This is a genomic window from Psychromarinibacter sp. S121, from assembly GCF_049801035.1.
GTDB lineage: Bacteria > Pseudomonadota > Alphaproteobacteria > Rhodobacterales > Rhodobacteraceae > Psychromarinibacter.
This window is the reverse complement of the sequence record NZ_JBNAGE010000001.1, coordinates 293,691-313,726: the sequence shown is the minus strand read 5'-3', so window position 1 is coordinate 313,726 and position 20,036 is coordinate 293,691. Positions and strand designations below refer to the sequence as shown.

The 20,036-nt window shown below is 66.6% G+C and carries 22 protein-coding genes; 10 read left to right on the top strand and 12 right to left on the bottom strand.

The features are described 5' to 3' along the window. Nucleotides 1-152 precede the first annotated feature (152 nt). Entirely contained in the window at nucleotides 153-1,274 is a 1,122-nt protein-coding gene (locus ACP156_RS01590; RefSeq protein WP_425049527.1) for an iron-containing alcohol dehydrogenase, read from the top strand. Between the two features lie 25 nt (nucleotides 1,275-1,299). Here ACP156_RS01590 and ACP156_RS01585 read toward each other — a convergent pair whose 3' ends face one another. Together ACP156_RS01585 and nth are read right to left on the bottom strand one after the other, a co-directional pair. Then, nucleotides 1,300-2,289, bottom strand: coding sequence for an adenosine kinase (locus ACP156_RS01585; RefSeq protein ID WP_425049526.1), 990 nt, complete (start codon nucleotides 2,287-2,289; stop codon nucleotides 1,300-1,302). Further along, a complete protein-coding gene (gene nth, locus ACP156_RS01580; protein ID WP_425049525.1) occupies nucleotides 2,286-2,930 on the bottom strand; it encodes an endonuclease III in 645 nt (214 codons plus the stop codon). Before nth ends, ACP156_RS01585 begins: the two co-directional genes overlap by 4 nt. A gap of 127 nt (nucleotides 2,931-3,057) precedes the next feature. Between nth and ACP156_RS01575 the strand changes: the two genes are divergently transcribed. Further along, nucleotides 3,058-3,909, top strand: coding sequence for a methylated-DNA--[protein]-cysteine S-methyltransferase (locus ACP156_RS01575; protein WP_425049524.1), 852 nt, complete (start codon nucleotides 3,058-3,060; stop codon nucleotides 3,907-3,909). 180 nt (nucleotides 3,910-4,089) lie between these two features. Beyond that, nucleotides 4,090-4,755 carry an OmpA family protein gene (locus ACP156_RS01570; RefSeq protein ID WP_425049523.1) on the top strand — a complete coding sequence of 222 codons (666 nt, stop codon included), beginning with the start codon at nucleotides 4,090-4,092 and terminating at the stop codon, nucleotides 4,753-4,755. Between the two features lie 77 nt (nucleotides 4,756-4,832). Here the strand turns inward: ACP156_RS01570 and ACP156_RS01565 are convergent, their stop codons facing one another. After that, nucleotides 4,833-6,758 carry an alpha/beta hydrolase gene (locus ACP156_RS01565; protein ID WP_425049522.1) on the bottom strand — a complete coding sequence of 642 codons (1,926 nt, stop codon included), beginning with the start codon at nucleotides 6,756-6,758 and terminating at the stop codon, nucleotides 4,833-4,835. Between the two features lie 285 nt (nucleotides 6,759-7,043). On the opposite strand from ACP156_RS01565, the gene ACP156_RS01560 reads away from it, so the two are divergent. Then, nucleotides 7,044-7,799 (top strand): SDR family NAD(P)-dependent oxidoreductase, encoded by a 756-nt coding sequence (locus ACP156_RS01560; protein ID WP_425049521.1) that lies wholly within the window; start codon nucleotides 7,044-7,046, stop codon nucleotides 7,797-7,799. Nucleotides 7,800-7,877: 78 nt separating this feature from the next. Here ACP156_RS01560 and ACP156_RS01555 read toward each other — a convergent pair whose 3' ends face one another. From ACP156_RS01555 to ACP156_RS01535, 5 genes are all read right to left on the bottom strand, one after another. Further along, on the bottom strand, nucleotides 7,878-8,438 hold the full coding sequence (locus ACP156_RS01555) for a F0F1 ATP synthase subunit B (protein ID WP_425049520.1): 561 nt from the start codon (nucleotides 8,436-8,438) through the stop codon (nucleotides 7,878-7,880). Beyond that, nucleotides 8,438-9,013 (bottom strand): F0F1 ATP synthase subunit B', encoded by a 576-nt coding sequence (locus tag ACP156_RS01550; RefSeq protein WP_425049519.1) that lies wholly within the window; start codon nucleotides 9,011-9,013, stop codon nucleotides 8,438-8,440. The genes ACP156_RS01555 and ACP156_RS01550 overlap by 1 nt, the downstream gene beginning before the upstream one ends. Before the next feature lie 74 nt (nucleotides 9,014-9,087). Further along, complete coding sequence (locus ACP156_RS01545) at nucleotides 9,088-9,324, bottom strand: F0F1 ATP synthase subunit C (protein WP_275634576.1); 237 nt, start codon at nucleotides 9,322-9,324, stop codon at nucleotides 9,088-9,090. 70 nt (nucleotides 9,325-9,394) lie between these two features. Beyond that, on the bottom strand, nucleotides 9,395-10,171 hold the full coding sequence (locus ACP156_RS01540; RefSeq protein WP_425049518.1) for a F0F1 ATP synthase subunit A: 777 nt from the start codon (nucleotides 10,169-10,171) through the stop codon (nucleotides 9,395-9,397). Nucleotides 10,172-10,175: 4 nt separating this feature from the next. Beyond that, nucleotides 10,176-10,508, bottom strand: a complete 333-nt coding sequence (locus tag ACP156_RS01535) for an AtpZ/AtpI family protein (protein WP_425049517.1) — start codon at nucleotides 10,506-10,508, stop codon at nucleotides 10,176-10,178. 216 nt (nucleotides 10,509-10,724) lie between these two features. Here ACP156_RS01535 and ACP156_RS01530 point away from each other — a divergent pair, with 216 nt between their 5' ends. Both ACP156_RS01530 and glpD read left to right on the top strand, forming a co-directional pair. After that, nucleotides 10,725-11,075 (top strand): ArsR/SmtB family transcription factor, encoded by a 351-nt coding sequence (locus tag ACP156_RS01530; RefSeq protein WP_425049516.1) that lies wholly within the window; start codon nucleotides 10,725-10,727, stop codon nucleotides 11,073-11,075. A 60-nt stretch (nucleotides 11,076-11,135) separates the two neighbouring features. After that, nucleotides 11,136-12,707: a glycerol-3-phosphate dehydrogenase gene (glpD, locus tag ACP156_RS01525; RefSeq protein ID WP_425049515.1), complete on the top strand. Its 1,572-nt coding sequence runs from the start codon at nucleotides 11,136-11,138 to the stop codon at nucleotides 12,705-12,707. A gap of 5 nt (nucleotides 12,708-12,712) precedes the next feature. On the opposite strand, the gene ACP156_RS01520 is transcribed toward glpD, so the two are convergent. Then, nucleotides 12,713-13,135, bottom strand: coding sequence for a hypothetical protein (locus ACP156_RS01520; RefSeq protein ID WP_425049514.1), 423 nt, complete (start codon nucleotides 13,133-13,135; stop codon nucleotides 12,713-12,715). Nucleotides 13,136-13,144: 9 nt separating this feature from the next. Then, on the bottom strand, nucleotides 13,145-14,347 hold the full coding sequence (locus ACP156_RS01515) for a pyridoxal phosphate-dependent aminotransferase (protein ID WP_425049513.1): 1,203 nt from the start codon (nucleotides 14,345-14,347) through the stop codon (nucleotides 13,145-13,147). Nucleotides 14,348-14,455: 108 nt separating this feature from the next. Here ACP156_RS01515 and ACP156_RS01510 point away from each other — a divergent pair, with 108 nt between their 5' ends. The 4 genes from ACP156_RS01510 to glpK all read left to right on the top strand — a co-directional run bounded on the left by ACP156_RS01510 (nucleotide 14,456) and on the right by glpK (nucleotide 17,319). Beyond that, entirely contained in the window at nucleotides 14,456-14,863 is a 408-nt protein-coding gene (locus ACP156_RS01510) for a helix-turn-helix domain-containing protein (protein ID WP_425049512.1), read from the top strand. Between the two features lie 8 nt (nucleotides 14,864-14,871). Further along, nucleotides 14,872-15,132 carry a succinate dehydrogenase assembly factor 2 gene (locus ACP156_RS01505; protein WP_425050803.1) on the top strand — a complete coding sequence of 87 codons (261 nt, stop codon included), beginning with the start codon at nucleotides 14,872-14,874 and terminating at the stop codon, nucleotides 15,130-15,132. 89 nt (nucleotides 15,133-15,221) lie between these two features. Then, nucleotides 15,222-15,719, top strand: coding sequence for a MarR family winged helix-turn-helix transcriptional regulator (locus ACP156_RS01500; RefSeq protein ID WP_275634584.1), 498 nt, complete (start codon nucleotides 15,222-15,224; stop codon nucleotides 15,717-15,719). 127 nt (nucleotides 15,720-15,846) lie between these two features. Next, nucleotides 15,847-17,319, top strand: a complete 1,473-nt coding sequence (glpK, locus tag ACP156_RS01495) for a glycerol kinase GlpK (protein WP_425049511.1) — start codon at nucleotides 15,847-15,849, stop codon at nucleotides 17,317-17,319. Nucleotides 17,320-17,401: 82 nt separating this feature from the next. Here the strand turns inward: glpK and ACP156_RS01490 are convergent, their stop codons facing one another. Both ACP156_RS01490 and ACP156_RS01485 read right to left on the bottom strand, forming a co-directional pair. Further along, complete coding sequence (locus ACP156_RS01490) at nucleotides 17,402-18,586, bottom strand: DUF1501 domain-containing protein (protein WP_425049510.1); 1,185 nt, start codon at nucleotides 18,584-18,586, stop codon at nucleotides 17,402-17,404. Between the two features lie 11 nt (nucleotides 18,587-18,597). Beyond that, nucleotides 18,598-19,986 carry a DUF1800 domain-containing protein gene (locus tag ACP156_RS01485; RefSeq protein ID WP_425049509.1) on the bottom strand — a complete coding sequence of 463 codons (1,389 nt, stop codon included), beginning with the start codon at nucleotides 19,984-19,986 and terminating at the stop codon, nucleotides 18,598-18,600. Nucleotides 19,987-20,036: the final 50 nt, after the last annotated feature.

Below are 20,036 nucleotides of genomic sequence, written 5' to 3'. Positions count from 1 at the left end.
CGAGGGAAGAGACAAGGGCAGCGCCGGCCCGAGGGGTGGCGCACAAGCGCCGCCCCGTGGGGGCGGGTCGGCGCTGCCCGGCGTTGCCGCCGGGCGGACGCTTTGAACAAAGCGCCGCACTGAACAAGAGAACCCGCCAGAGGGAGGAATACATGGACATTTCCCGCGCGATCACCCTGCACCTGCCCAAGCGGATCGAGATCGGCAAGGGCGCCGCCGAGCGCCTTGGCGACTGGGCGAAACCCTACACGCGCGTCTTCGTCGTGGCCCAGCCCGTCACCGCGCCGATGGTCGACAGGCTCGGCCTGTCCGGCGACGTCGCCATCTTCACCGACGTCGCGCCCGAGCCGAAGGACACCGACCTGACCGCCGCGCTGGACGCCGCCCGCGCCCACAAGCCGGACCTCGTCGTCGGACTGGGCGGCGGCTCGGTGATGGACGTGGCCAAGCTGGTGGCCGTGCTGTGGGACGGCGAGCAGACGCTGGCCGACGTGGCGGGGCCGAACAAGGTCGCGAACAAATGTTCCGACCTCGCGCAGGTCGCCACCACCGCCGGCACCGGGTCCGAAGGCGGCATCCGCGCGCTGGTGACGAACTCCGAAACCAACGCCAAGACCGCCGTCGAAAGCCCGCTGATGGTCGCCGACATCGCGGTGCTGGACCCCGACCTGACGATGACCGTCCCCGCCGCCGTCACCGCCGCGACCGGCGTCGACGCGCTGGCGCATTGCGTCGAGGCTTTCACTAACGTGAACGCCCATCCGCTGATCGACGGCTATGCCCGGATGGGGATGACGCTTGCGGGCAAGTTCCTGAAACGCGCGGTCGAGAACGGCGACGACGCCGAGGCGCGGGCGGGCATGCTGATGGCGTCGTTCTACGGCGGGCTGTGCCTTGGCCCCGTCAACACCGCCGCCGGGCACGCTCTGGCCTATCCGCTGGGCAGCCACGCCAACCTGCCGCACGGGATTTCCAACGCATTGATCTTCCCGCATGTTCTGGCGTTCAACGCGCCCTCGATGCCGGAAAAGACGGCCGAGGTGCTGCAGGCGCTTGGCCTGCCCGCCTCTGCCGACCCGGCCGAGGTGCTGAACAGCGCCACGGGCTTCTGCCGCGACCTTGGCATCGACATGGCGCTGCGCGCACACGGCGTCACGGCGAACGATCTGCGGCCTTGGGCGGAAGAGGCGCACGGCATCCGGCGCCTGATGGACAACAACCCGCGCGCTATGAGCGTGGACGATGTCGAGGCGATCTATCGCGCGGCCTTCTGAGAGCCGCGCGACAGATCAGATCAGATCAGATCAGGCCCTCGGCCTTGAACAGCGCCTTCATGTCGGCCTCGGGGCGCGGGCCCATGTGGCCGATCACCTCTTTGGCGGCGACGCAGCCCATCTTGCCGCAGGTCGCAAGATCGGCGCCGGTGACATAGCCGTAAAGGAACCCGGCGGCGAACTGGTCGCCCGCCCCGGTCGCATCCACCGGCGTCACGAAATCGACCGGCACCACGGCTTCCTCGTCGCCCTTCACCAGAACCACGTCCTTGCCGGACCGGGTGCAGACGATCAGCCCGGACTCGGCGGCGGCCTGTTCCAGCGCGGTGCCAAGGTCGTCGGTTTCGTACAGCGAGGTCCATTCCTGCTCGTTGCCGATGACGAAGTCGAGCTCTTTCACCAGACGCCGGAAGTCGGCGCGGTGACGGTCGACGCAGAACGGGTCCGACAGCGCGATGCCCGCCTGCCCGCCCGCGTCGCGGCACAGCTTGGCGGCGCGCTCGAAAGCTTCCTTGCCCTTCGGCTTGTCGTAAAGATAGCCCTCCAGGAACAGCAGCTTCGCGGCCCCCGCGACCTCTTCCGACACGTCGTCCGGACCCAGCTCGGACGAGATGCCGAGGTAGGTGTTCATCGACCGCTCGCCATCCGGCGACACGAAGATCATCGACCGCGAGGTCGGAAGCTCGCCTTCGGGCACCGGCGGGTTCACGAAGTCGGTGCCGTCCTTCTGCATCGCATCGGCATAGAACCGGCCCAGCGCATCGTCGTGCACCCGCCCGATAAACGCGGTCTTGAGCCCAAGGTTGCCCAGCCCCGCCAGCGTGTTCGCCACCGAACCGCCGGGAGCCTGCACCCGTTCCTTCATCGCGCCGTACAGAAGCTGACCGCGTTCCTGTTCCACCAGTTGCATGATGCCCTTCTGGATTCCCATCAGGTCCAGAAAGCTGTCGTCCGCCTGCGCCAGCACGTCGACGATGGCGTTGCCGATGCCGACGACCTCGTAGGATTTCGTCATATGGTCTTCTCCTCGTAGGAACAAAGGTCTTCGATGGGGCACACGCCGCACTTGGGTTTGCGGGCGGTGCAGATGTAGCGGCCGTGCAGGATCAGCCAGTGATGCGCATGGCGCTGGTATTCGGCGGGGACGTTGTCCTCGATGGCGCGCTCGACGGCGTCGACATCCTTGCCCGGCGCGATGCCGGTGCGGTTGCCGACGCGGAAGATGTGGGTGTCCACGGCCTGCGCCGGGTGGCCCCACCACATGTTCAGCACCACATTCGCGGTCTTGCGCCCCACCCCCGGCAGCGATTGCAGCGCGGCGCGGGACGATGGCACCTTGCCGCCGTACTGGTCGACAAGGATGCGGCTAAGCTTGATGACGTTCTTCGCTTTGTTGCGGAACAGGCCGATCGTCTTGATATGCTCGATCACGCCTTCCTCGCCCAGCGCCAGCATCTTCTCGGGCGTATCGGCGATCTTGAACAACTCGCGCGTGGCGCGGTTCACGCCCGCGTCGGTCGCCTGCGCCGACAGCGCGACGGCGACCACCAGAGTATAGGCGTTGACGTGATCCAACTCGCCTTTCGGCTCCGGCTCCGTTTCGTGGAAGCGCCGGAAGATCTCGCACATTGTGTTGTAGTCAAGCTGCTTGGCCATGCCACCCTTTGACATGGGGCCTGCGCCGGCTGCAAGCGCAACCGGGTCTCGTGTTCCCATACCGCAGGAAACGGGTCGCAGAGGCTGGGACCGTGCCGTAAATTAGGGCCAATCAAGGATGAACGCGATGACCCATCAAAGCCCGGAAGACAGCTACCATTTCGCCGTGATGCGGCGCGCCATCGACCTGATCGACGAAGGCGGGGCCGATGCGATGTCGCTGGACGACCTCGCGGGCGCGATGAACATGAGCCCGGCGCATTTCCAGCGGCTGTTCAGCAAGTGGGTCGGCGTTTCGCCCAAACGCTATCAGCAGTACCTGACGCTGGACCACGCGCGCGCGATGTTGCGGTCGAACTTCACCACGCTGGCCACCAGCCACGCCGTCGGCCTGTCCGGCCCCGGCCGCCTGCACGACCTGTTCCTGCGGTGGGAGGCGATGAGCCCCGGCGACTTCGCCCGCCACGGCGAGGGTCTGACGATCCTGTGGGGCTGGTTCGAAAGCCCCTTCGGCCCGGCGCTAGTGATGGGCACCGACAAGGGCATCTGCGGCATCGGCTTCGCCGCCGAGATGGGGGAAGAGGCCGCGATGGAGGACCTTCTGTCGCGCTGGCCCAAGGCGACCTTCGTCGAGGATCCGATGGCCCTGCGCCCGTGGGTGCTGAACGCGTTCGGGGTGCAGAACGCGGGTCAGCCGACGCCGCTGTTCCTGATCGGCGCGCCGTTCCAGATCAAGGTGTGGGAGGCGCTGCTGTCGATCCCCTCGGGACAGGTCACCACCTATTCCGAGATCGCCCGCGCCATCGGCAATCCCCGCGCCGTCCGCGCGGTCGGCACCGCCGTGGGCCGCAACCCGATCAGCTGGCTGATCCCCTGCCACCGCGCGCTGCGCAAGTCCGGCGGCCTTGGCGGCTATCACTGGGGCCTGCCCGTCAAGCGCGCGCTTCTGGCCTACGAGGCCGCCCGCGCCGAGGCCTGAGGCCGGGGCCCGCGAAGCGGACGAAGGATCGAAGCGCAGGACCGGCGTGTGAAACCGAATTACTTTCGCGTGATTTCGCAGGCAAAGAACCGCTCACAATTGCGAGGCATGGCCTTGGAGCCGCCCCGCGCTAGCTGTAAGTTCGTCGCAACGCAAAGCACGAGCAGAGGGCACAAAGACATGCCGATCACCCTGAAAACCCCGCTGGTCCTGGCCACCGTCTCGGCACTGGCCCTGACCGCCTGTACCAGCCCGGACACCCCCACCAACAACCCGAACCAGCGCACCGGGGAAGGCGCGGCGATCGGCGGCCTTCTGGGCGCGCTGGCCGGTGTCGCCGTGGGCGACGACGCTGGCTCGCGCCGCCGTGGCGCGCTGATCGGCGGCCTCGTCGGCGCCGGTGTCGGCGCGGCGGTAGGCTATGACCTCGACAAGCAGGCCGCGGAACTGCGCCGCGACTTCGACAACTCGGGCATCCAGATCATCAACAACGGCAACACGCTGACCGTGCGGATGCCGCAGGACATCCTGTTCCCGACCGACAGCGCCGCCGTCAGCTCCTCGCTGCAGGGCGACCTGCGCGTTCTGGCCAACAGCCTGCAGCAGTACCCGAACTCGGTCGTTCAGGTCGTGGGCCACACCGACAACACCGGCGCCGCTTCGTACAACCAGGACCTGTCGGTCCGCCGCGCCAACTCGGTCGCGTCGGTGCTGATCGGCGCGGGCACCCCGTCGTCGCGCGTCTCGGTCAGCGGCCGGGGCGAGGACGCCCCCATCGCGTCGAACCTGACGCCCGAGGGCCGCGCCCAGAACCGCCGCGTGGACATCACGATCATCCCGAACTGATCCGTCGGTTCGCTGGAGACAGGAAAGGCCGGGCCCAGCGCCCGGCCTTTTTCGTGGCACAACGTGAAGCGCGCCCCTTATTCCGCAGGCGCGGGCGGGATGTAGAACTTGGGCTTTAGCGCCTCGGTGCAGACGGTGCTGACTTCGGCCTGCGGATCTTCGAGAAAGCCCACCGCGATGTCGCGCGCGCAGGGCGAGAACATGATCACCCCGTGCCCCGCTTCCGGGAACAGCACCGCCTGTCCGTTGGGCAGCGTCGACACCACGCGCTCGGCTGCGTCCGGATTGGTCTGTGTGTCCTTCGTCCCCGCCATTGCCAGCACCGGCAGATCGCTTTGCACCGCGTCGTGATAGCCGTCGCGCGGATGCTGCTCGAACAACTCGCAGAAGCCGTACAAGGGATAGGTGTCCGGCCGCACCCCGGCGTCGATCACCGGGAACCGGTAGTCGGCAGAGACCGCGTCGAACCCTTCCGCCGAGTTGAAGGGAAAATCCTCCTGGCACGCGATGATGCCCAGCGTCAGGCTCATCCGCGCCGCCGAAGTCAGCCGCGCCGCATCGATGACCGCGCGCGTGTAGAAAGCCGCCACGTCGTCTTCTGACATCGCCTCGACCAGCGCCAGCAGGCGCGGCAGTTCGGTCGCCGGGAAGTTCTCGGTCACGAAGGCCACGATATCCGCCTTGTCCGGCTCTTGTCCGATCAGGCTGGTGTAGGACTGCACCATCGCCAGCTGCGCCGGGGCCTCCATCCCAAGCGCCACTTCGGACAGGGCGGAGTCCAACAACTGCTCGGTGTCCGCCGCTGCCGACGAAAGGTCGTCGGACAGCGTGTTCAGAAGGCTGGACGCCGACCCCTGAAGGCTGCGCATCTGCTCGGCCTGCATGAACAGCACCTCTGCTATGGTCCGGTCCGGTTCGCTTAGATCCCCGCCGAACCGCGCCATCAGACCGGCGACCGAGACATCGGGCACGAAGCCGCCGGTCAGAAGCCGCGTCAGCGTCGTGGTCTCGCCTGCCGCGATCTCTGTCAGGACCTGCGGCATGTAAGCCGTGAAGGGGCCGCCGGTCTTGTTGCTTTGCGACAGCAGGGCTTCGATCAACTCCGGCCCGAACTCTGTCCCGGCAACCGTGACGCCGGTCTGGGCAAGGTAATCGGCCGCCTCGTGAACCGTGGACTCCAGATCGGGATACGCGGCAGCGCAGGCCTCGTCCTCGGCGCAGAAATCCACGATCCAGCCAAGCGCCTGATCGGGCGGGACGCCGTTTGTGTCATACGCGGGCTGGTCGATCAGGCTGATGCTGTCGATCACCAGACTGCGCAGCCCCTCCGGCGCGGCGCGCAGCAGTTCCTGCCCCAGCTTGGTGCCGTAGGAGATGCCGAAGGCGTTGTAGGTCGGATAGCCCAAGGCATGCATGATCGCCCGCACGTCCAGCGCGCTTTGCGTGGTGTTGTACAGGGACAGGTCGATGCCGCTGTCGACCATCTCGGTGATGCAATGCGCCAGCGGCTGATCTGCATCGAACATCGTCTCTTCATCCGGCCGCGCGAAGCCCATGAAATCCTCGGCGAAGGCGTTGTAGCAGGCGATCGTCCGGTCCGAGATACCCGAGGCGCGCTGGTCGAAGATCACCAGATCGCGCCGGTTTCTCAGGAAGTCGAAGATCGCCGCATTGTCGGGAATGCTCTGCACCGTATAGCCGCCGGGGCCGCCGTGCAGGTAGATCACCGGGTCGGGCGCTGGCGCGGCAGAGCGGGATTTCAGGATCGCGAAGGCCAGCGGAATGGTCTCGCCCCCTTCGGCGTTGTGATCCTCGGGCACCGAGACGCGGCCGCAGATGACGGTCTGCCCCTCGACCTCCAGCGGCCCAAGCGGGCGCGGACAGCTTTCGATCACGACCGGATAGCGGTCGTCGTGCCCCCCGTCCCTTAATGCTTCGAAGGCGGGTTCGCCCGTGCCGGACAGCAGCGCGACAAGGGTTTGCAGGATTTGGTCGGGTGTCATGAAAGCGGTCCTTCAATTCGGAATGGGAATGAATCGGACGTGCGGCAGCAGGGCTATCCTAACATGATTAGGCGACGCAGGTTTCTTCTGTAGCGCCCAAGTGAAAGTTCCGTGCGACAGCGCACACTTAACCGCGTTAACAAGCCGCGCCGGGGCGCCTTGAAGCGACGCGACGTCCGGTCCCATCTTTGTGGGGAAGACGGGCCCGATCCGGTCCGCCGGGGGCAGTAATCGCGCAATTCCGATCCGCGCAAAGCCCCTGCCCCGCACAGACAGGAGCATCAGATGGACAAGCAATTCGAAGGCAAATCCGCCATCGTCACCGGCGGCGCGTCGGGCATCGGCGCCGCCATTGCCGAGGAACTCGCCGCGAACGGCGCGAAGGTGCTGGTCGCCGACCTTCACATGGATCAGGCCGAGGAACAGGCCCAGAAGATCCGCGACGCGGGCGGTACTGCCGAGGCGTTCTCGGTCGACGTCAGTAAGCCGGAACAGGTCGAGGCGATGGTCGACAAGGCCGTCTCGAGCTTCGGCAAGCTGGACCTCGCGGTGAACAACGCCGGCATCGGCGGCCCGGCCGCGCCGGTGGGTGAATACCCGCTCGACGGCTGGCATCAGGTGATCAACGTGAACCTGAACGGCGTCTTCTACGGCTGCCGCTACGAGATCGCCGCGATGGAGAAAACCGGAGGCGGCGCCATCGTGAACATCGCGTCGATCCTCGGCTCGGTGGGCTTTGCACAGTCGTCGGCCTATGTGACCGCCAAGCACGGCGTGATCGGCCTGACCAAGAACGCCGCCATCGAGTACAGCGCCAAGGGCATCCGCGTGAACGCGGTGGGCCCGGCCTTCATCAACACGCCGCTGATCCAGAACGCCATGACCGACGAACAGCGCGAAGGGCTGATCGCCCTGCACCCGATCGGGCGTCTGGGCGAATCCGAAGAGATTTCGGCGCTGGTCTGCTTCCTGTTGTCCGACCGCGCCAGCTTCATCACCGGCAGCTACCATCTGGCCGACGGCGCCTATACCGCGCAATAAGCCTGCCGGACCGCACCCGGAGAAACGAAAAAACCCGGCCACTGGCCGGGTTTATTCTTTGCCGGTAAGGGCAGCGGCTTAGTGCAGCTTGCTCTCGACGGTCGCGATCGAGTCGTCGATCATCTTGTTGGCCGCCTGCGCGGTCATCTGCTTGGCGATGACTTCACGCGCCGCAGCGATTGCCACGGTGACCGCCTGGTCCTTGACCTCTTTCACCGCGCGGGCCTGAGCCGAGGCGATCTGCTCTTCGGCACCGGCCATGCGGCGGGCCATCGAGGCTTCGAGATCGGCCTTGGCCTGCTCGGCCGCCTGACGCGCCTCGTCCTTGGCCTTGGCCACGATGCGCTCCGACTGCTCCGCGACTTCCTTCTGCTTGCGCTCGTAGGAAGCAAGGATCGTCTGCGCTTCTTCACGCAGCGCCTTGGCCTCGTCCAGTTCGCTCCGGATCGTGTCCGCGCGCTTGTCCAGCATGTTGCCCAGGATCTTGGGCACGCCCAGAACCAGCAGCAGGCCGACGAAGACCACGAAGGCGATCAGCACGACGAAGTTGGTGTTCCACAGGGACACGAAGGGCCCCGTGGCGGCCAGCGCCGGACCGGCGGCGAAGAGGGCCGGGAGAATGGCGAGTTTGCGCATCATCAGGCCCCTTTCATCTGGCTTTGCACGGCGTCGTCGACGGTCGACGCATCGGCGGATCCGCCCAGCGCCGCGACGATCTCAGCAGCGGTCGCCTTGGCGACTTCCTCGACGCTTGCAACCGCGTTGGCGCGGATGTCGGCAATCGCCTTCTCCGACTCGGCGGTGCGGGCCGCGATCTCGGCGTCGGCCTTGGCATTCGCCTCGTCCAGTTCCGCCTGAATCTCGGCCTTGGCTTCCCCGATGATCCGGTTCGCTTCGGCACGGGCATCGGCGAGCGCCTGGTTGTAGGCGTCCTCCGCTTCCTGCGCTTTCAGCTTCAGCTCTTCGGCCGCAGCGATATCGTTGGTCACCGTCCCGGCCCGCTCGGCCAGAACCGATGCGATCCGCGGCAGCGCCACGCGGCTGAGGATGAAGTAGATCACCACAAGCGTGACGATCAGCCAGAAGATCTGGTTGGGCCAGCTCGAGAAGTCGAGCTGCGGCATACCGACAGCGTCGCCGCCGCCGTGCGCCGCGGCGTCAGCCGCGCCGTGGCCGGCCTCGGCTACCGCGTGGGTATCGGTGTTTCCTGCCATGTCGTCCCCCTGACACCTGTCACTTTCGGCCGGGCCCGAAGGCCCAACCGAGCGTAAGGAGTTTCAGAAGGATATCAGACGGCGAACATCAGCAGAAGCGCGACGAGGAACGAGAAGATCCCCAGGGCTTCCGCGAAGGCGACGCCGATGAACATGGTCGCGGTCTGGCCGCCAGCAGCGGACGGGTTGCGCAGGGCACCGGCGAGGAAGTTGCCGACCACGTTGCCCACACCGATGGCAGCGCCACCCATGCCGATGGCGGTCAGACCGGCGCCGAGGTAGGCGCCCATTTGTGCGATATCGCCTTCCATGATCGTTTCTCCTTACGTTGGAATTGGCTGATGATTGGGTTCAAGCGTCGGGGGCACATGCCCCCGGGCATTAGTGCGACGGATGCAGCGCGTCCTTCAGGTACACGCAGGTCAGGATCGTGAAGACGTAGGCCTGGATGAAGGCCACCAGCGTCTCCAGAGCGTACATCGCGGTGATGGCGAGGATGGACAGCGGGGTCACCAGCACACCGACGCCCGACAGCAGGATCAGCGGCGCGAAGGCGGCGAACACTTTGATAACCGCGTGACCGGCCATCATGTTGCCCATGAGACGAATAGAGTGGCTGACCGGGCGGACGAAGTAGGAAATCACCTCGATCACAGCCAGCACCGGGCGGATCGCCAGCGGGGCCGAGCTGACCCAGAAGAGGCCAAGGAACTTGCTGCCGTGCAGGACGAAGCCGGTGATGGTGACCGTCAGGAACACCGCCAGCGCAAGGATCACCGTAACCGCAAGGTGCGAGGTCGTGGTGAACGCCGTCGGCAGCAGGCCAAGGAAGTTCGACATCACGATGAACATGAACAGCGTGAAGACATAGGGGAAGAAGCGCACCGCATCGCGGCCCGCGACGTCCTCGACCATCTTGTAGATGAAGCCGTAGGCCAGTTCCGCGACCGACTGAAGCTTGGTCGGGATGACGGCCCGGCCGCGCGTGCCCAGCACCAGAAGCGCCGAGATCGCAACGATCGTAAGGAACATCCACAGCGTGACGTTGGTGATCGTGTACCAGTGAACCGGGTCGCCCGCCGAGCCGAACAGCGGCTTCACGACGAACTGGTCCATCGGGTGGAAGACAAGGCCTTCGCTGTGTTCTTCGGTCGCCACGATCCTATCCCTCGTCCTTCTCGGGCCCCTCGGCCCTGTCGTTCTTTTCCTGCGCGGCGCGAGCCGTGCGCATCAGTGTCTGCACGCCGGCCGCAAAGCCGAACAGGGTGAACAGAACCAGGAAGATCGGCATCGTCCCGAACAGCGTGTCGAGCCCAAAGCCGATGCCGGAACCGATCACGATCCCGGCCACCAGTTCGATCACCATCCGCCAGGCAAGCTCTGCGCCGCCCACGGCATGTGTCGTCTCGCGGGGCTTCGGCGCATTCGCGTCTTTCAGCGCGGCAATCCTCTGGTCCAGCCTCTCGAGGCGGGCCTTGTCTTCCGGATCGACCAAAATGCGGAACCCCCGTTCAGTCGCGGCGAACGTAGAAACGGACCGGTTCGGAGTCAAGCTGGCAAAGCCCCTCTCCTTCACCATATAAGTCACTGATTTTGCTAGACATCGAAACCGTTACCGCCACCGTGCCGCGGCCGCATCGCGCGGATCGGGCGAAATGGCAAATTCAACCGAATGGTTGACCAAACCTGCGGGCGCTGTCACTCCGCTGGAATGGAGCCCACCCTCGACACCGTGTTCGCCGCCCTCGCCGACCCCACCCGGCGCGCGATCCTGACCATGCTTCTGGAAGACGACATGGCGGTGACCGACGTGGCAGAGCCGTTCGAGATGTCGCTGGCCGCGATCTCGAAGCACCTTGCGATCCTCACCCGCGCCGGCCTGATCAGTCAGGAGAAACGCGGCCGCGTGAAGTGGTGCAAGCTGGAACCCGACGCGCTGAAGGCGGCGTCGGTCTGGATGCAGGGCTTCGGCCAGTTCGAGCCGGTGAACCTTGATGCTTTCGAGGCGTTTCTGGAACGCGAACTCTCTGCCGGGCAGGAACCGCGCGACAGCGCAGAATGACCCTGCGTCACCGCAAATTGCCCGGTGGCGATGCGGCGCACGACGCTACATAACTGCCCCATGGAAACGCAAGACACAGGACCGGTCCACGACCTTTTCGTCATCGGCGGCGGCATCAACGGCTGCGGTATCGCCCGCGATGCGGCTGGCCGGGGACTGAAAGTCGCACTGGCCGAGATGAACGATCTCGCCTGGGCCACGTCTTCGGCCTCGACCAAGCTGTTTCACGGCGGGCTGCGCTATCTCGAGTATTTCGAGTTCCGCCTTGTCCGCGAGGCGCTGAGAGAACGCGAAGTGCTGCTGAAGGCGATGCCGCATATCTCGTGGCCGATGCGGTTCATCCTGCCCTATCACCGCGACATGCGGTTCGACAGCGACACGCCAACCTCGCGCCTGCTGTCCCGGTTCATGCCGTGGATGAAGGGGCGCCGCCCCGCGTGGCTGATCCGGCTGGGCCTGTTCCTGTACGACAATCTCGGCGGGCGCGATGTGCTGCCCGGCACCGCATCTCTGTCGCTGAAGGGCACGCCCGAAGGCGCGCCGCTCAAGTCGCGGTTCGAGCATGCCTACGAGTATTCCGACTGCTGGGTGCAGGACGCCCGCCTTGTCGTGCTGAACGCCCGCGACGCCGCCGCGCGGGGGGCCGAGATCATGACCCGCACCCGCGTCGTCGGCGCGGTGCGCGGCAACGACGTTTGGCTGGTCGAGACAGAGGACGCCAAGGGCAAACGGCACGTACACCGCGCGCGGGCGCTGGTGAACGCGGGCGGGCCGTGGGTGTCCGAGGTGATTCAGGGCACGTTGCGGATCAATTCCTCGGAACATATCCGCCTGGTCCGCGGCAGCCACATCGTCGTGAAGAAGCTGTACGATCACGACAAATGCTATTTCCTGCAGGGCACCGACGGGCGGATCATCTTCACCATCCCCTACGAAGAGGACTTCACCCTGATCGGCACCACCGACGCCGAGCATGGCGATCCGTCTGAAAAGCCGGTCTGCACCCCGGAAGAAGCCGACTATCTGCGCGACTTCGCAGGGAAGTACTTCAAGAAGCAGATCCCGGCCGACGACATCGTCTGGACCTACTCTGGCGTTCGGCCGCTGTACGACGACGGCGCCAGTTCGGCGACAGCCGCCACACGGGAATACGTGCTGAGCCTCGACGAAACCGGTGCACCGCTGCTGAACGTGTTCGGCGGCAAGATCACCACCTACCGCAAACTGGCCGAGGCGGCGATGGCGAAGCTTGCGCCGCAGTTCCCCGATCTGGGCAACGACTGGACCGCCGGCGTGCCGCTGCCGGGCGGAGACTTTGCCGTCGACGGCGTTCGCGCCCTGCTGAAAGGGCTGCGCGCAGACTACCCGTTCCTCAGCGATTTCTGGGCGCTGCGACTGGTGCGCTGCTATGGCACCGAAGTCCGCAAGGTGCTGGGCGACGCCACGACGGTCGGCGACCTTGGCCGCACCTTCGGCGGCACCGTCACTGCGCGGGAACTGGACTGGGCGATCAGGAACGAGTGGGTCCGCAGCGGCGATGATTTCCTGTGGCGGCGCACCAAGCTGGGCCTGCGTCTGACCGAGGCCGAAAGGATTTCGGTCGACGGCTACATCAAGGCGGCGCTGGTCTGACGCCCCTACTCGTCCGCGCTGTCGCGTGAGGCTTTCAGCAGCCGGTCGGCCTTCCGCCGCACCAGAACCGAGCGCAGGTCGTGCATCGCCAGCAACAGGTCGTCGGTAATCCGGTCCAGTTGCGCGTCTGACGCGTCCGAGTTCGCCCAGTGCGCCGTCTGGTTCAGGTGGTCGATCGTTCGCAGGATGTCGTCGACGCGCCGCGCCTCGACCACCTCGGTCCGGGCCTTCATCCAGTCGCCGATGGCCTTCATGTCCGCGTCGGTCAGATCGCGGCTGCCTTGCGGCTTCACCTGACCGTTGCGGATGTTGACCGTCGCGATCTGCTCCATCTCGATCCGCCGCTGCCGGTTCTCCGTGTCGACGCGGAACACGAAGGCGCCGTTCTCACGGGTGCGGAAATAGTACTCCGGCAGATCGGCGGACATCGAGACTCCTCAGGTCAGGCTTTCGCAGAAGCTGCGGATGCGGGCGCAGGCGTCGGCCAGCGTCGCCTCGTCGGTAGCGTAGCTGACGCGGAAATGCGGCGACAGCCCGAAGGCCGCGCCGAACACCACCGCGACGCCGGACTCTTCCAGCAGCGCAAGGCAGAAATCCTCGTCGGTCGCGATGGTCTTCCCGCTGGTGGTCGTCTTGCCGATGCAGCCCGCGATGGACGGGTAGACATAGAACGCGCCCTCGGGCACCGGGCAGGTGATGCCGGGACAGGCGTTCAGCCCCTCGACCACAAGATCGCGGCGGCGCTGGAACAGCGCGCGGTTCGGGGCAAGAAAGTCCTGCGTGCCGTTCAGCGCCTCGACCGCCGCCCATTGCGAAATGGTGCAGGGGTTGGTCGTCGACTGAGACTGGATCTTGCGCATCGCGTTGATGATCTCGACCGGGCCGGCGGCATAGCCGATGCGCCAACCGGTCATCGCATAGGCCTTCGACACGCCGTTGCAGGTCAACGTACGGTCATACAGCGCCGGCTCGACCTCGGCCGGAGTGCAGAAGGTGAAATCGTCGAACACCAGATGCTCGTACATGTCGTCGGTCATCACCCAGACCTGCGGGTGCTTCATCAGCACGTCGGTCAGGGCTTTCAACTCGTCGCGGGTATAGCCCGCGCCGGTCGGGTTCGACGGCGAGTTGAAGATGAACCACTTGGTCTTGTCGGTTATCGCGGCGTCCAGAGCCTCGGGCGTCAGCTTGAAGCCGGTCTCGATCCCGGCCTCGACCACCACGGGCGTGCCGCCCGCCAGCAGCACCATGTCCGGATAGCTGACCCAGTACGGCGCGGGGATCACCACCTCGTCGCCGGGGTTCAGCGTCGCCATCAGCGCGTTGTACAGGATCTGCTTGCCGCCCGACGACACCGAAACCTGCGACGGCTCGTAGCTTAGCCCGTTCTCGCGCGCGAACTTGGCGCAGACTGCCTTTTTCAACTCGGGGATGCCATCCGGTGCGGTGTACTTGGTCTTGCCCGCCTCGATCGCCGCGACGCCGGCGGCCTTGATGTTGTCGGGTGTATCGAAATCCGGCTCGCCCGCGGCAAGGCCGATGACGTCCTTTCCTTCCGCCTTCAGCTCTTGGCTGCGGGTGTTCATGGCGATCGTGGGCGAGGGCTTGACGCGCGCCAGTGTCGCGGAAAGGAAGGGCATGGTCGTCTCCGGTTGGAATGCGCCGGATGCAAGGTGTAGATTGGCCCCCGAACCCATGCAAGCCCCCGGGCCGGGTCGCGGCGACGGGGGACGAGACCGGAGGAACACATGGCTGAGGATAGCGCCCCCGAAGAGAACGGCGGCTGGTACTCGAACGAAAGCGCCACCTTTGGCGACCGCCTTGTCGCCGCGCGCGACGCGCTGGGGCTGTCGCAGGCGGATCTGGCACGTCAGATCGGCGTCAAGCTGAAGACGCTGTCGGCGTGGGAGAACGACCTGTCCGAACCGCGCGCGAACAAGCTGCAAATGCTGGCCGGCGTTCTGAACGTGTCGCTGATCTGGCTGCTGAACGGCGAAGGCGACGGGATCGACAACCCCGACTCGACCGCCATGCCCGAGGAACTGAGCGCGCTGCTGACCGAGATCCGCACCCTGAAGGGCAACCTGAAACAGACCGCCGACCGGCTGGGCGGCATCGAGAAGCGGCTGCAAAAGGCGCTGAGGGACCAGTTGTGACCGAGGACGTGACCGAAACCCCCGAAGCGCGGCTGAAGCGCATGCAGATGCGGGCCTCGCGCCGCGGGATCAAGGAGATGGACATCATCCTTGGCCGTTATGCGCAGGACCGGCTGGCGGGAATGGACGCCGAGGCGCTGGACCTGTTCGACGCCCTGCTGTGGGAAAACGATCAGGATCTTTACCCGTGGGTGTCTGGTCAGGCCGAGCCGCCGGAACGCTTCGCCGCGCTGCTGCACGACATCGCGACGCACGCGGGCGCCCGCTAGGCGCGCGGGCAATCTGCGCACCGCTTAACTATATCTTTGCGATTCCAACGCTATGCACGGCCAACGAGCAGCCGATGGCGGAGCATAGCATGAGCATTCAAAGCCGGATCGCAGGCGCCGCGAACAAGGGGTTCATGGCGCAGTACCTTGAAGCGCTGTCGCTGGTCGAACGGCTGCACAGGCTGTTGCTGGACGTCATCAAGGACGAATTCGAACGTCTGGGCATGCTTGAAATCAACGCCGTGCAGGCGCTGCTGCTGTTCAACGTCGGCGATAACGAGGTGACGGCGGGCGAACTGAAATCGCGCGGCTACTATCAGGGCTCGAACGTCAGCTACAACCTGAAGAAACTGGTGGACGCAGGCTACATGCACCACCAGCGGTGCGAGATCGACCGCAGGTCGGTCCGGGTGCGGCTGACCGACAAGGGACGCCGCGTGCAGGAGATCGTCGAGGACCTGTTCATCCGCCACGCCGAAGGGCTGGAAAGCCGCGCGGTGCTGGACCTGAACGGGATCGAGGAAATCAACACCTCCCTGCGCCGGGTGGAGCGGTACTGGAGCGACCAGATCCGCTATATCTACTGATACCTTCTGACATCTTCTGAACGCCGCCCCCTGCCCGGCTTCCGCCGGGTCGGCCCGCCGAACGGGTTCGGCACTGTACCCTCCTTCCGGGTTCGGCCTATGTTGCCACTCGCAAAGGGAGGCCTGCATGACCCACGTTCTTGCCATCGATCAGGGCACCACTTCGACCCGCGCGATCCTGTTCGACGCGAAGATGGACATCGCCGCCTCGGCGCAGGAGGAATTCGCCCAGCACTATCCCCGCTCGGGCTGGGTCGAACACGATCCCGACGACCTGTGGCGGACGACGCTGCGCACCTGCCGAACCGCGCTGGAGACGGCGGGCGGCGCCGCCCCCGCCGCCATCGGCATCACCAACCAGCGCGAAACGGTCGTGGTCTGGGACAAGACCAGCGGCAAACCGGTACACAACGCGATCGTCTGGCAGGACCGCCGCACCGCCGACTTTTGCCGCACCCTGCGCGACGGCGGCCATGAAGAGATGATCACCCACCGCACCGGCCTGCTGGCGGACCCGTATTTCTCGGCCACCAAGCTGAAATGGATTCTGGATGAGGTCGACGGCGCGCGCGAGCAGGCAAAGGCGGGCGAGCTGCTGTTCGGCACCGTCGATACATGGCTGATCTGGAACCTCACCGAGGGCCGGTCGCACGTCACGGACGCCACCAATGCGGCGCGCACCATGCTATACGACATCCGCAAGGGCCGCTGGTCGACCACGATCTGCGCGTTGATGGACATCCCGCCCCAGATGCTGCCCGAGGTGAAGGACAGCGCCTCCGAATTCGGCGAGACGACGCTGCTGGGCGGCTCCCTTCCGATCCTCGGCGTCGCGGGCGACCAGCAGGCGGCGACCGTCGGTCAGGCCTGTTTCGCGCCGGGCATGCTGAAATCGACATACGGCACCGGCTGCTTCGCGCTGCTGAACACCGGGGCCGAGCCCGTGACCTCGAAGAACCGCCTGCTGACCACCATCGCCTACCAGCTGGACGGCACACCCACCTATGCGCTGGAAGGCTCGATCTTCATCGCCGGCGCGGTGGTGCAATGGCTGCGCGACGGGCTGAAGGTGATCGAAACCGCCCCCGACACCCAACCGCTGGCCGAAACCGCCGACCCCGGGCAGGACCTGATCCTTGTGCCCGCCTTCACCGGCCTTGGCGCGCCCTACTGGGACGCCGACTGCCGCGGCGCGGTGTTCGGGCTGACCCGCAACTCTGGCCCCGCCGAGTTCGCCCGCGCCGCGCTCGAAAGCGTGGGCTTCCAGACCCGCGACCTGCTGGAAGCGATGCACGCCGACATGGGCGACGCGGAAGAGGCGATCCTGCGCGTCGACGGCGGCATGAGCGCGTCGGACTGGACGATGCAGTTCCTCGCCGACATCCTCGGCGCGCCGGTCGACCGCCCGAAGGTGCTGGAAACGACGGCGCTGGGGGCGGCGTGGCTGGCCGGAATGCGCGCCGGTGTTTACCCGGGGCAGGACGAATTCGCGAAGACCTGGGCGCTGGAAAAGCAGTTCGACCCGCAGCGCGACAACGACTGGCGCGCCACGCGTTATGCGGCGTGGAAGCGGGCGGTGAAGGCGACGATGTCCGTCTAGGTAAGTGAGAGAGAGGGGGCTCTGCCCCCGCGCGCTGCGCGCGCTCCCCCGAGGTATTTGGAAAGAGAAGAAGGGGCCGGGATCAGGCCAGCAGGCCGGGGTCGTCGCCCATGTTCAGCGTCGGGAAGATCGCGCGTTCCAGCGTGGCGCGGTCGATCCCGTGCAGCCCGCGCATCGCCCAGGCCGCATAGGCGCGGACGTCGGCGGTGGGCATCAGGTCGCGGCGGTCGTAGAGATCGGCCTCGTCCAGTCCCGGCCAGCGCCCGAGGATGCGCCCGCCCTTCAGCGCGCCGCCCGCCATCACCAGCGCGCCGCCGGTGCCGTGGTCGGTGCCGCCCGAGCCGTTCTCGCGCGCGGTGCGGCCGAATTCGGTCATCGCCATCACCATGGTCTTCGACCAGTTCGCGCCCAGCCCGTCCTTCAGCGACAGGATCGAGCGTTGCAGCACGTCCAGCGCCGAGGTCAGCGCGCCCTTCTGGTTGCGGTGGGTGTCCCAGCCGTTCAGCGAATAGGACACGATGCGGGCCTCTTCGTTCATCCGCTCGGCGGCGAAGGCGGCCAGCGGCTCGCGGCGGCTGCCGTCGGGCAGCGGCGGCAGGGTCGCATGGCCCAGCTGCGCCGCGAGTTCCAGCGCGCTGCCGCCCGCGGCCGAGAACAGCGGGTCGGGTTCGTAGATCCGTTCCAGCAGAAGCTGCGCCTGCGGCGTGATCTCGATATCCGCCTCGGGCGCCCACTGGTAGACGGGCGCGTCGCCGCGCAGGATGCGCATCTCTTGACGGCCCACGGCGAAAGCGGTCCGCGCCTCGGTGCCCGGTATCGCCTGCAGCAGCCGGTTCAGCCAGCCGTCGCGTTGCGCGGCCAGTTCGACGTCCATACCTGTGCCGGCCTCAAGCAGGTCCTGCCCGTCGAAATGGCTGCGCTTGTCGCGGTAGGGGGTCGAGACCGCGTGCGCGAAGCCAAGTTCACCCGCCCGCCACAGCGGCATCAGCGGCGCCATCGCGCGGTGCAGCACAAAGCCGCCGCCCAGCGGCAGGCCGGTCTCGGCGGCGCGCGGGCCCAGCGTCGGGCGCAGGGCGGCATAGGCGGGGTCGCCCACCGGGGCGAGCAGGTCGAGCCCGTCCATCGCGCCCCTGAGAACGATCACCACCAGCCGCGCGTCTCCGGGCGTCGCGGCCATCGTCATCGTCGACATCAGCGGGTGCGCCGCCGCCGAGCAGGCGACGCCAAGCCCGCCTTTCAGTACGCCGCGCCGGGAAACCGGTGTCATGCTCCTGCCCCCTATCGCCTGTTGAACTCTGCCGAGGCAAGCACGAGGCCCAGCCCCTCTTCGCGCGTCTCGGCCCGCGTCACGGCCCACAGCAGACGCTCGGAAGCGGCGTCGCCGAGGGTGTCGCGGGCAAAGCGGTCGGGCGCGAGGCCCTTGGTCTTCACCATCTGCACCGTGGTCATCGCCCACGTGATACGTTGCGCAAGCCCATAGGGCTGGACCCACGCCGTCGCCTCGTCCGGAAAGCCCGAGGGATCGGGCGGCCCGAGATAGCTGTGCCCCATCGCCACCAGCGGGCGCATCAGCCAGTCGCGGCCTCGCCCCGCCTTGGTACGCATGATGTCGTCGCCGCTCAGCCCAAGGCCGCGCATCGCGCTGGCCAGCATCTCGCGTGGGAGCTTCACCTTGGCGCCGAACCCCGCCCACGCCGCCGGGTGGTTCAGCATCGCGGTGTAGACCGCTGTCAGGTCGCCGCCGGTGTCGCGCCAGGTGGCCGCCATCGCCGAGGTCAGCGACGGGTCCGGCGTGTCCGAGGTGAAATGCGCCGCGATCTTGCGGCTGACGTGGGCGGCGGTGGCAGGGTGTACCGACAGGTCGTCCAGCACAGCGTAGACATCCGACAGCTTCGCCTTGCCCTTGCCGCCATAGCGGACGCCCAGCACCGTCTCGGCCCCCGGCTCGGCCAGCTTGGACTTGAACACCATGCCGGTGTCGCGCTTCAGGTCGAAGGTCAGGCCGGTCAGCAACTCGGCGAACTCGGTCACGTCGCGCTGGCTATAGCCCGCCCCCACGCCCAGCGTGTGCAGTTCCAGCACCTCGCGGGCAAGGTTCTCGTTCAGGCCGCGCCGGCCGTCGCCATTGGCCTTGCTGTTCGGTCCGACGGAAGAGGTCTGGTCGAGGAAGGCCAGCATCACCGGATGCGTCACCGCCGCCTTCAGCAGATCGGCGAAACGACCGGCGAGGTAGGGGCGTATCGCCTCGTCCAGAAAGGCCGGCCCGCAGGCATGCGACTGGCGGCCCTTGGTGCGGGTGGCGAAATGGTTGCCCCAGAAATGCACGAGCCGTTCGCGGAACGGGGTCCGGGTGTCGGCGATGCGGGCGAAATCGGCAAGCAGCCCGGTATACTGGGCCTGCCGGATCTGCTGCCACAACGCCTTGAGCCGCGCATCGGCGCCGGGGATCTCTTTCTTGATGTCGCGTCGGGCGGCGATATAGGCGGCGCCCATCGCCGCGGCCTCGGGCAGGCCCGCCTTGGGAAAGGCCATGCGCATCCGGTCGGGGCCGTGCAGCCCCGCGATCATCTCGCCCGGGGCCGTCGCCGCGCCGCGCGCGGGAAAGCCATAGCCATACCGGATCGCTGCATAGGTGTCAGGCCCGATGGGGCCGTCGAACAAGGTCATGCGCCTGCCCAGAACTGCATGCGCCCCTGTTGCATGCCGGGGCGCTTCGC

What these genes read in the sequence shown, in the direction of transcription:
- ACP156_RS01530 (WP_425049516.1), top strand. Translation starts at nt 10,725, where the DNA reads ATGGAGCCCACCCTCGACACCGTGTTCGCCGCCCTCGCCGACCCCACC.
- ACP156_RS01515 (WP_425049513.1), bottom strand. Translation starts at nt 14,347, where the DNA reads ATGCCCTTCCTTTCCGCGACACTGGCGCGCGTCAAGCCCTCGCCCACG.
- ACP156_RS01490 (WP_425049510.1), bottom strand. Translation starts at nt 18,586, where the DNA reads ATGACACCGGTTTCCCGGCGCGGCGTACTGAAAGGCGGGCTTGGCGTC.
- ACP156_RS01485 (WP_425049509.1), bottom strand. Translation starts at nt 19,986, where the DNA reads ATGACCTTGTTCGACGGCCCCATCGGGCCTGACACCTATGCAGCGATC.
- nth (WP_425049525.1), bottom strand. Translation starts at nt 2,930, where the DNA reads ATGGCCAAGCAGCTTGACTACAACACAATGTGCGAGATCTTCCGGCGC.
- ACP156_RS01510 (WP_425049512.1), top strand. Translation starts at nt 14,456, where the DNA reads ATGGCTGAGGATAGCGCCCCCGAAGAGAACGGCGGCTGGTACTCGAAC.
- ACP156_RS01570 (WP_425049523.1), top strand. Translation starts at nt 4,090, where the DNA reads ATGCCGATCACCCTGAAAACCCCGCTGGTCCTGGCCACCGTCTCGGCA.
- ACP156_RS01560 (WP_425049521.1), top strand. Translation starts at nt 7,044, where the DNA reads ATGGACAAGCAATTCGAAGGCAAATCCGCCATCGTCACCGGCGGCGCG.
- ACP156_RS01550 (WP_425049519.1), bottom strand. Translation starts at nt 9,013, where the DNA reads ATGGCAGGAAACACCGATACCCACGCGGTAGCCGAGGCCGGCCACGGC.
- ACP156_RS01565 (WP_425049522.1), bottom strand. Translation starts at nt 6,758, where the DNA reads ATGACACCCGACCAAATCCTGCAAACCCTTGTCGCGCTGCTGTCCGGC.
- ACP156_RS01545 (WP_275634576.1), bottom strand. Translation starts at nt 9,324, where the DNA reads ATGGAAGGCGATATCGCACAAATGGGCGCCTACCTCGGCGCCGGTCTG.
- ACP156_RS01575 (WP_425049524.1), top strand. Translation starts at nt 3,058, where the DNA reads ATGACCCATCAAAGCCCGGAAGACAGCTACCATTTCGCCGTGATGCGG.
- ACP156_RS01500 (WP_275634584.1), top strand. Translation starts at nt 15,222, where the DNA reads ATGAGCATTCAAAGCCGGATCGCAGGCGCCGCGAACAAGGGGTTCATG.
- glpK (WP_425049511.1), top strand. Translation starts at nt 15,847, where the DNA reads ATGACCCACGTTCTTGCCATCGATCAGGGCACCACTTCGACCCGCGCG.
- ACP156_RS01555 (WP_425049520.1), bottom strand. Translation starts at nt 8,438, where the DNA reads ATGATGCGCAAACTCGCCATTCTCCCGGCCCTCTTCGCCGCCGGTCCG.
- ACP156_RS01585 (WP_425049526.1), bottom strand. Translation starts at nt 2,289, where the DNA reads ATGACGAAATCCTACGAGGTCGTCGGCATCGGCAACGCCATCGTCGAC.
- ACP156_RS01590 (WP_425049527.1), top strand. Translation starts at nt 153, where the DNA reads ATGGACATTTCCCGCGCGATCACCCTGCACCTGCCCAAGCGGATCGAG.
- glpD (WP_425049515.1), top strand. Translation starts at nt 11,136, where the DNA reads ATGGAAACGCAAGACACAGGACCGGTCCACGACCTTTTCGTCATCGGC.
- ACP156_RS01520 (WP_425049514.1), bottom strand. Translation starts at nt 13,135, where the DNA reads ATGTCCGCCGATCTGCCGGAGTACTATTTCCGCACCCGTGAGAACGGC.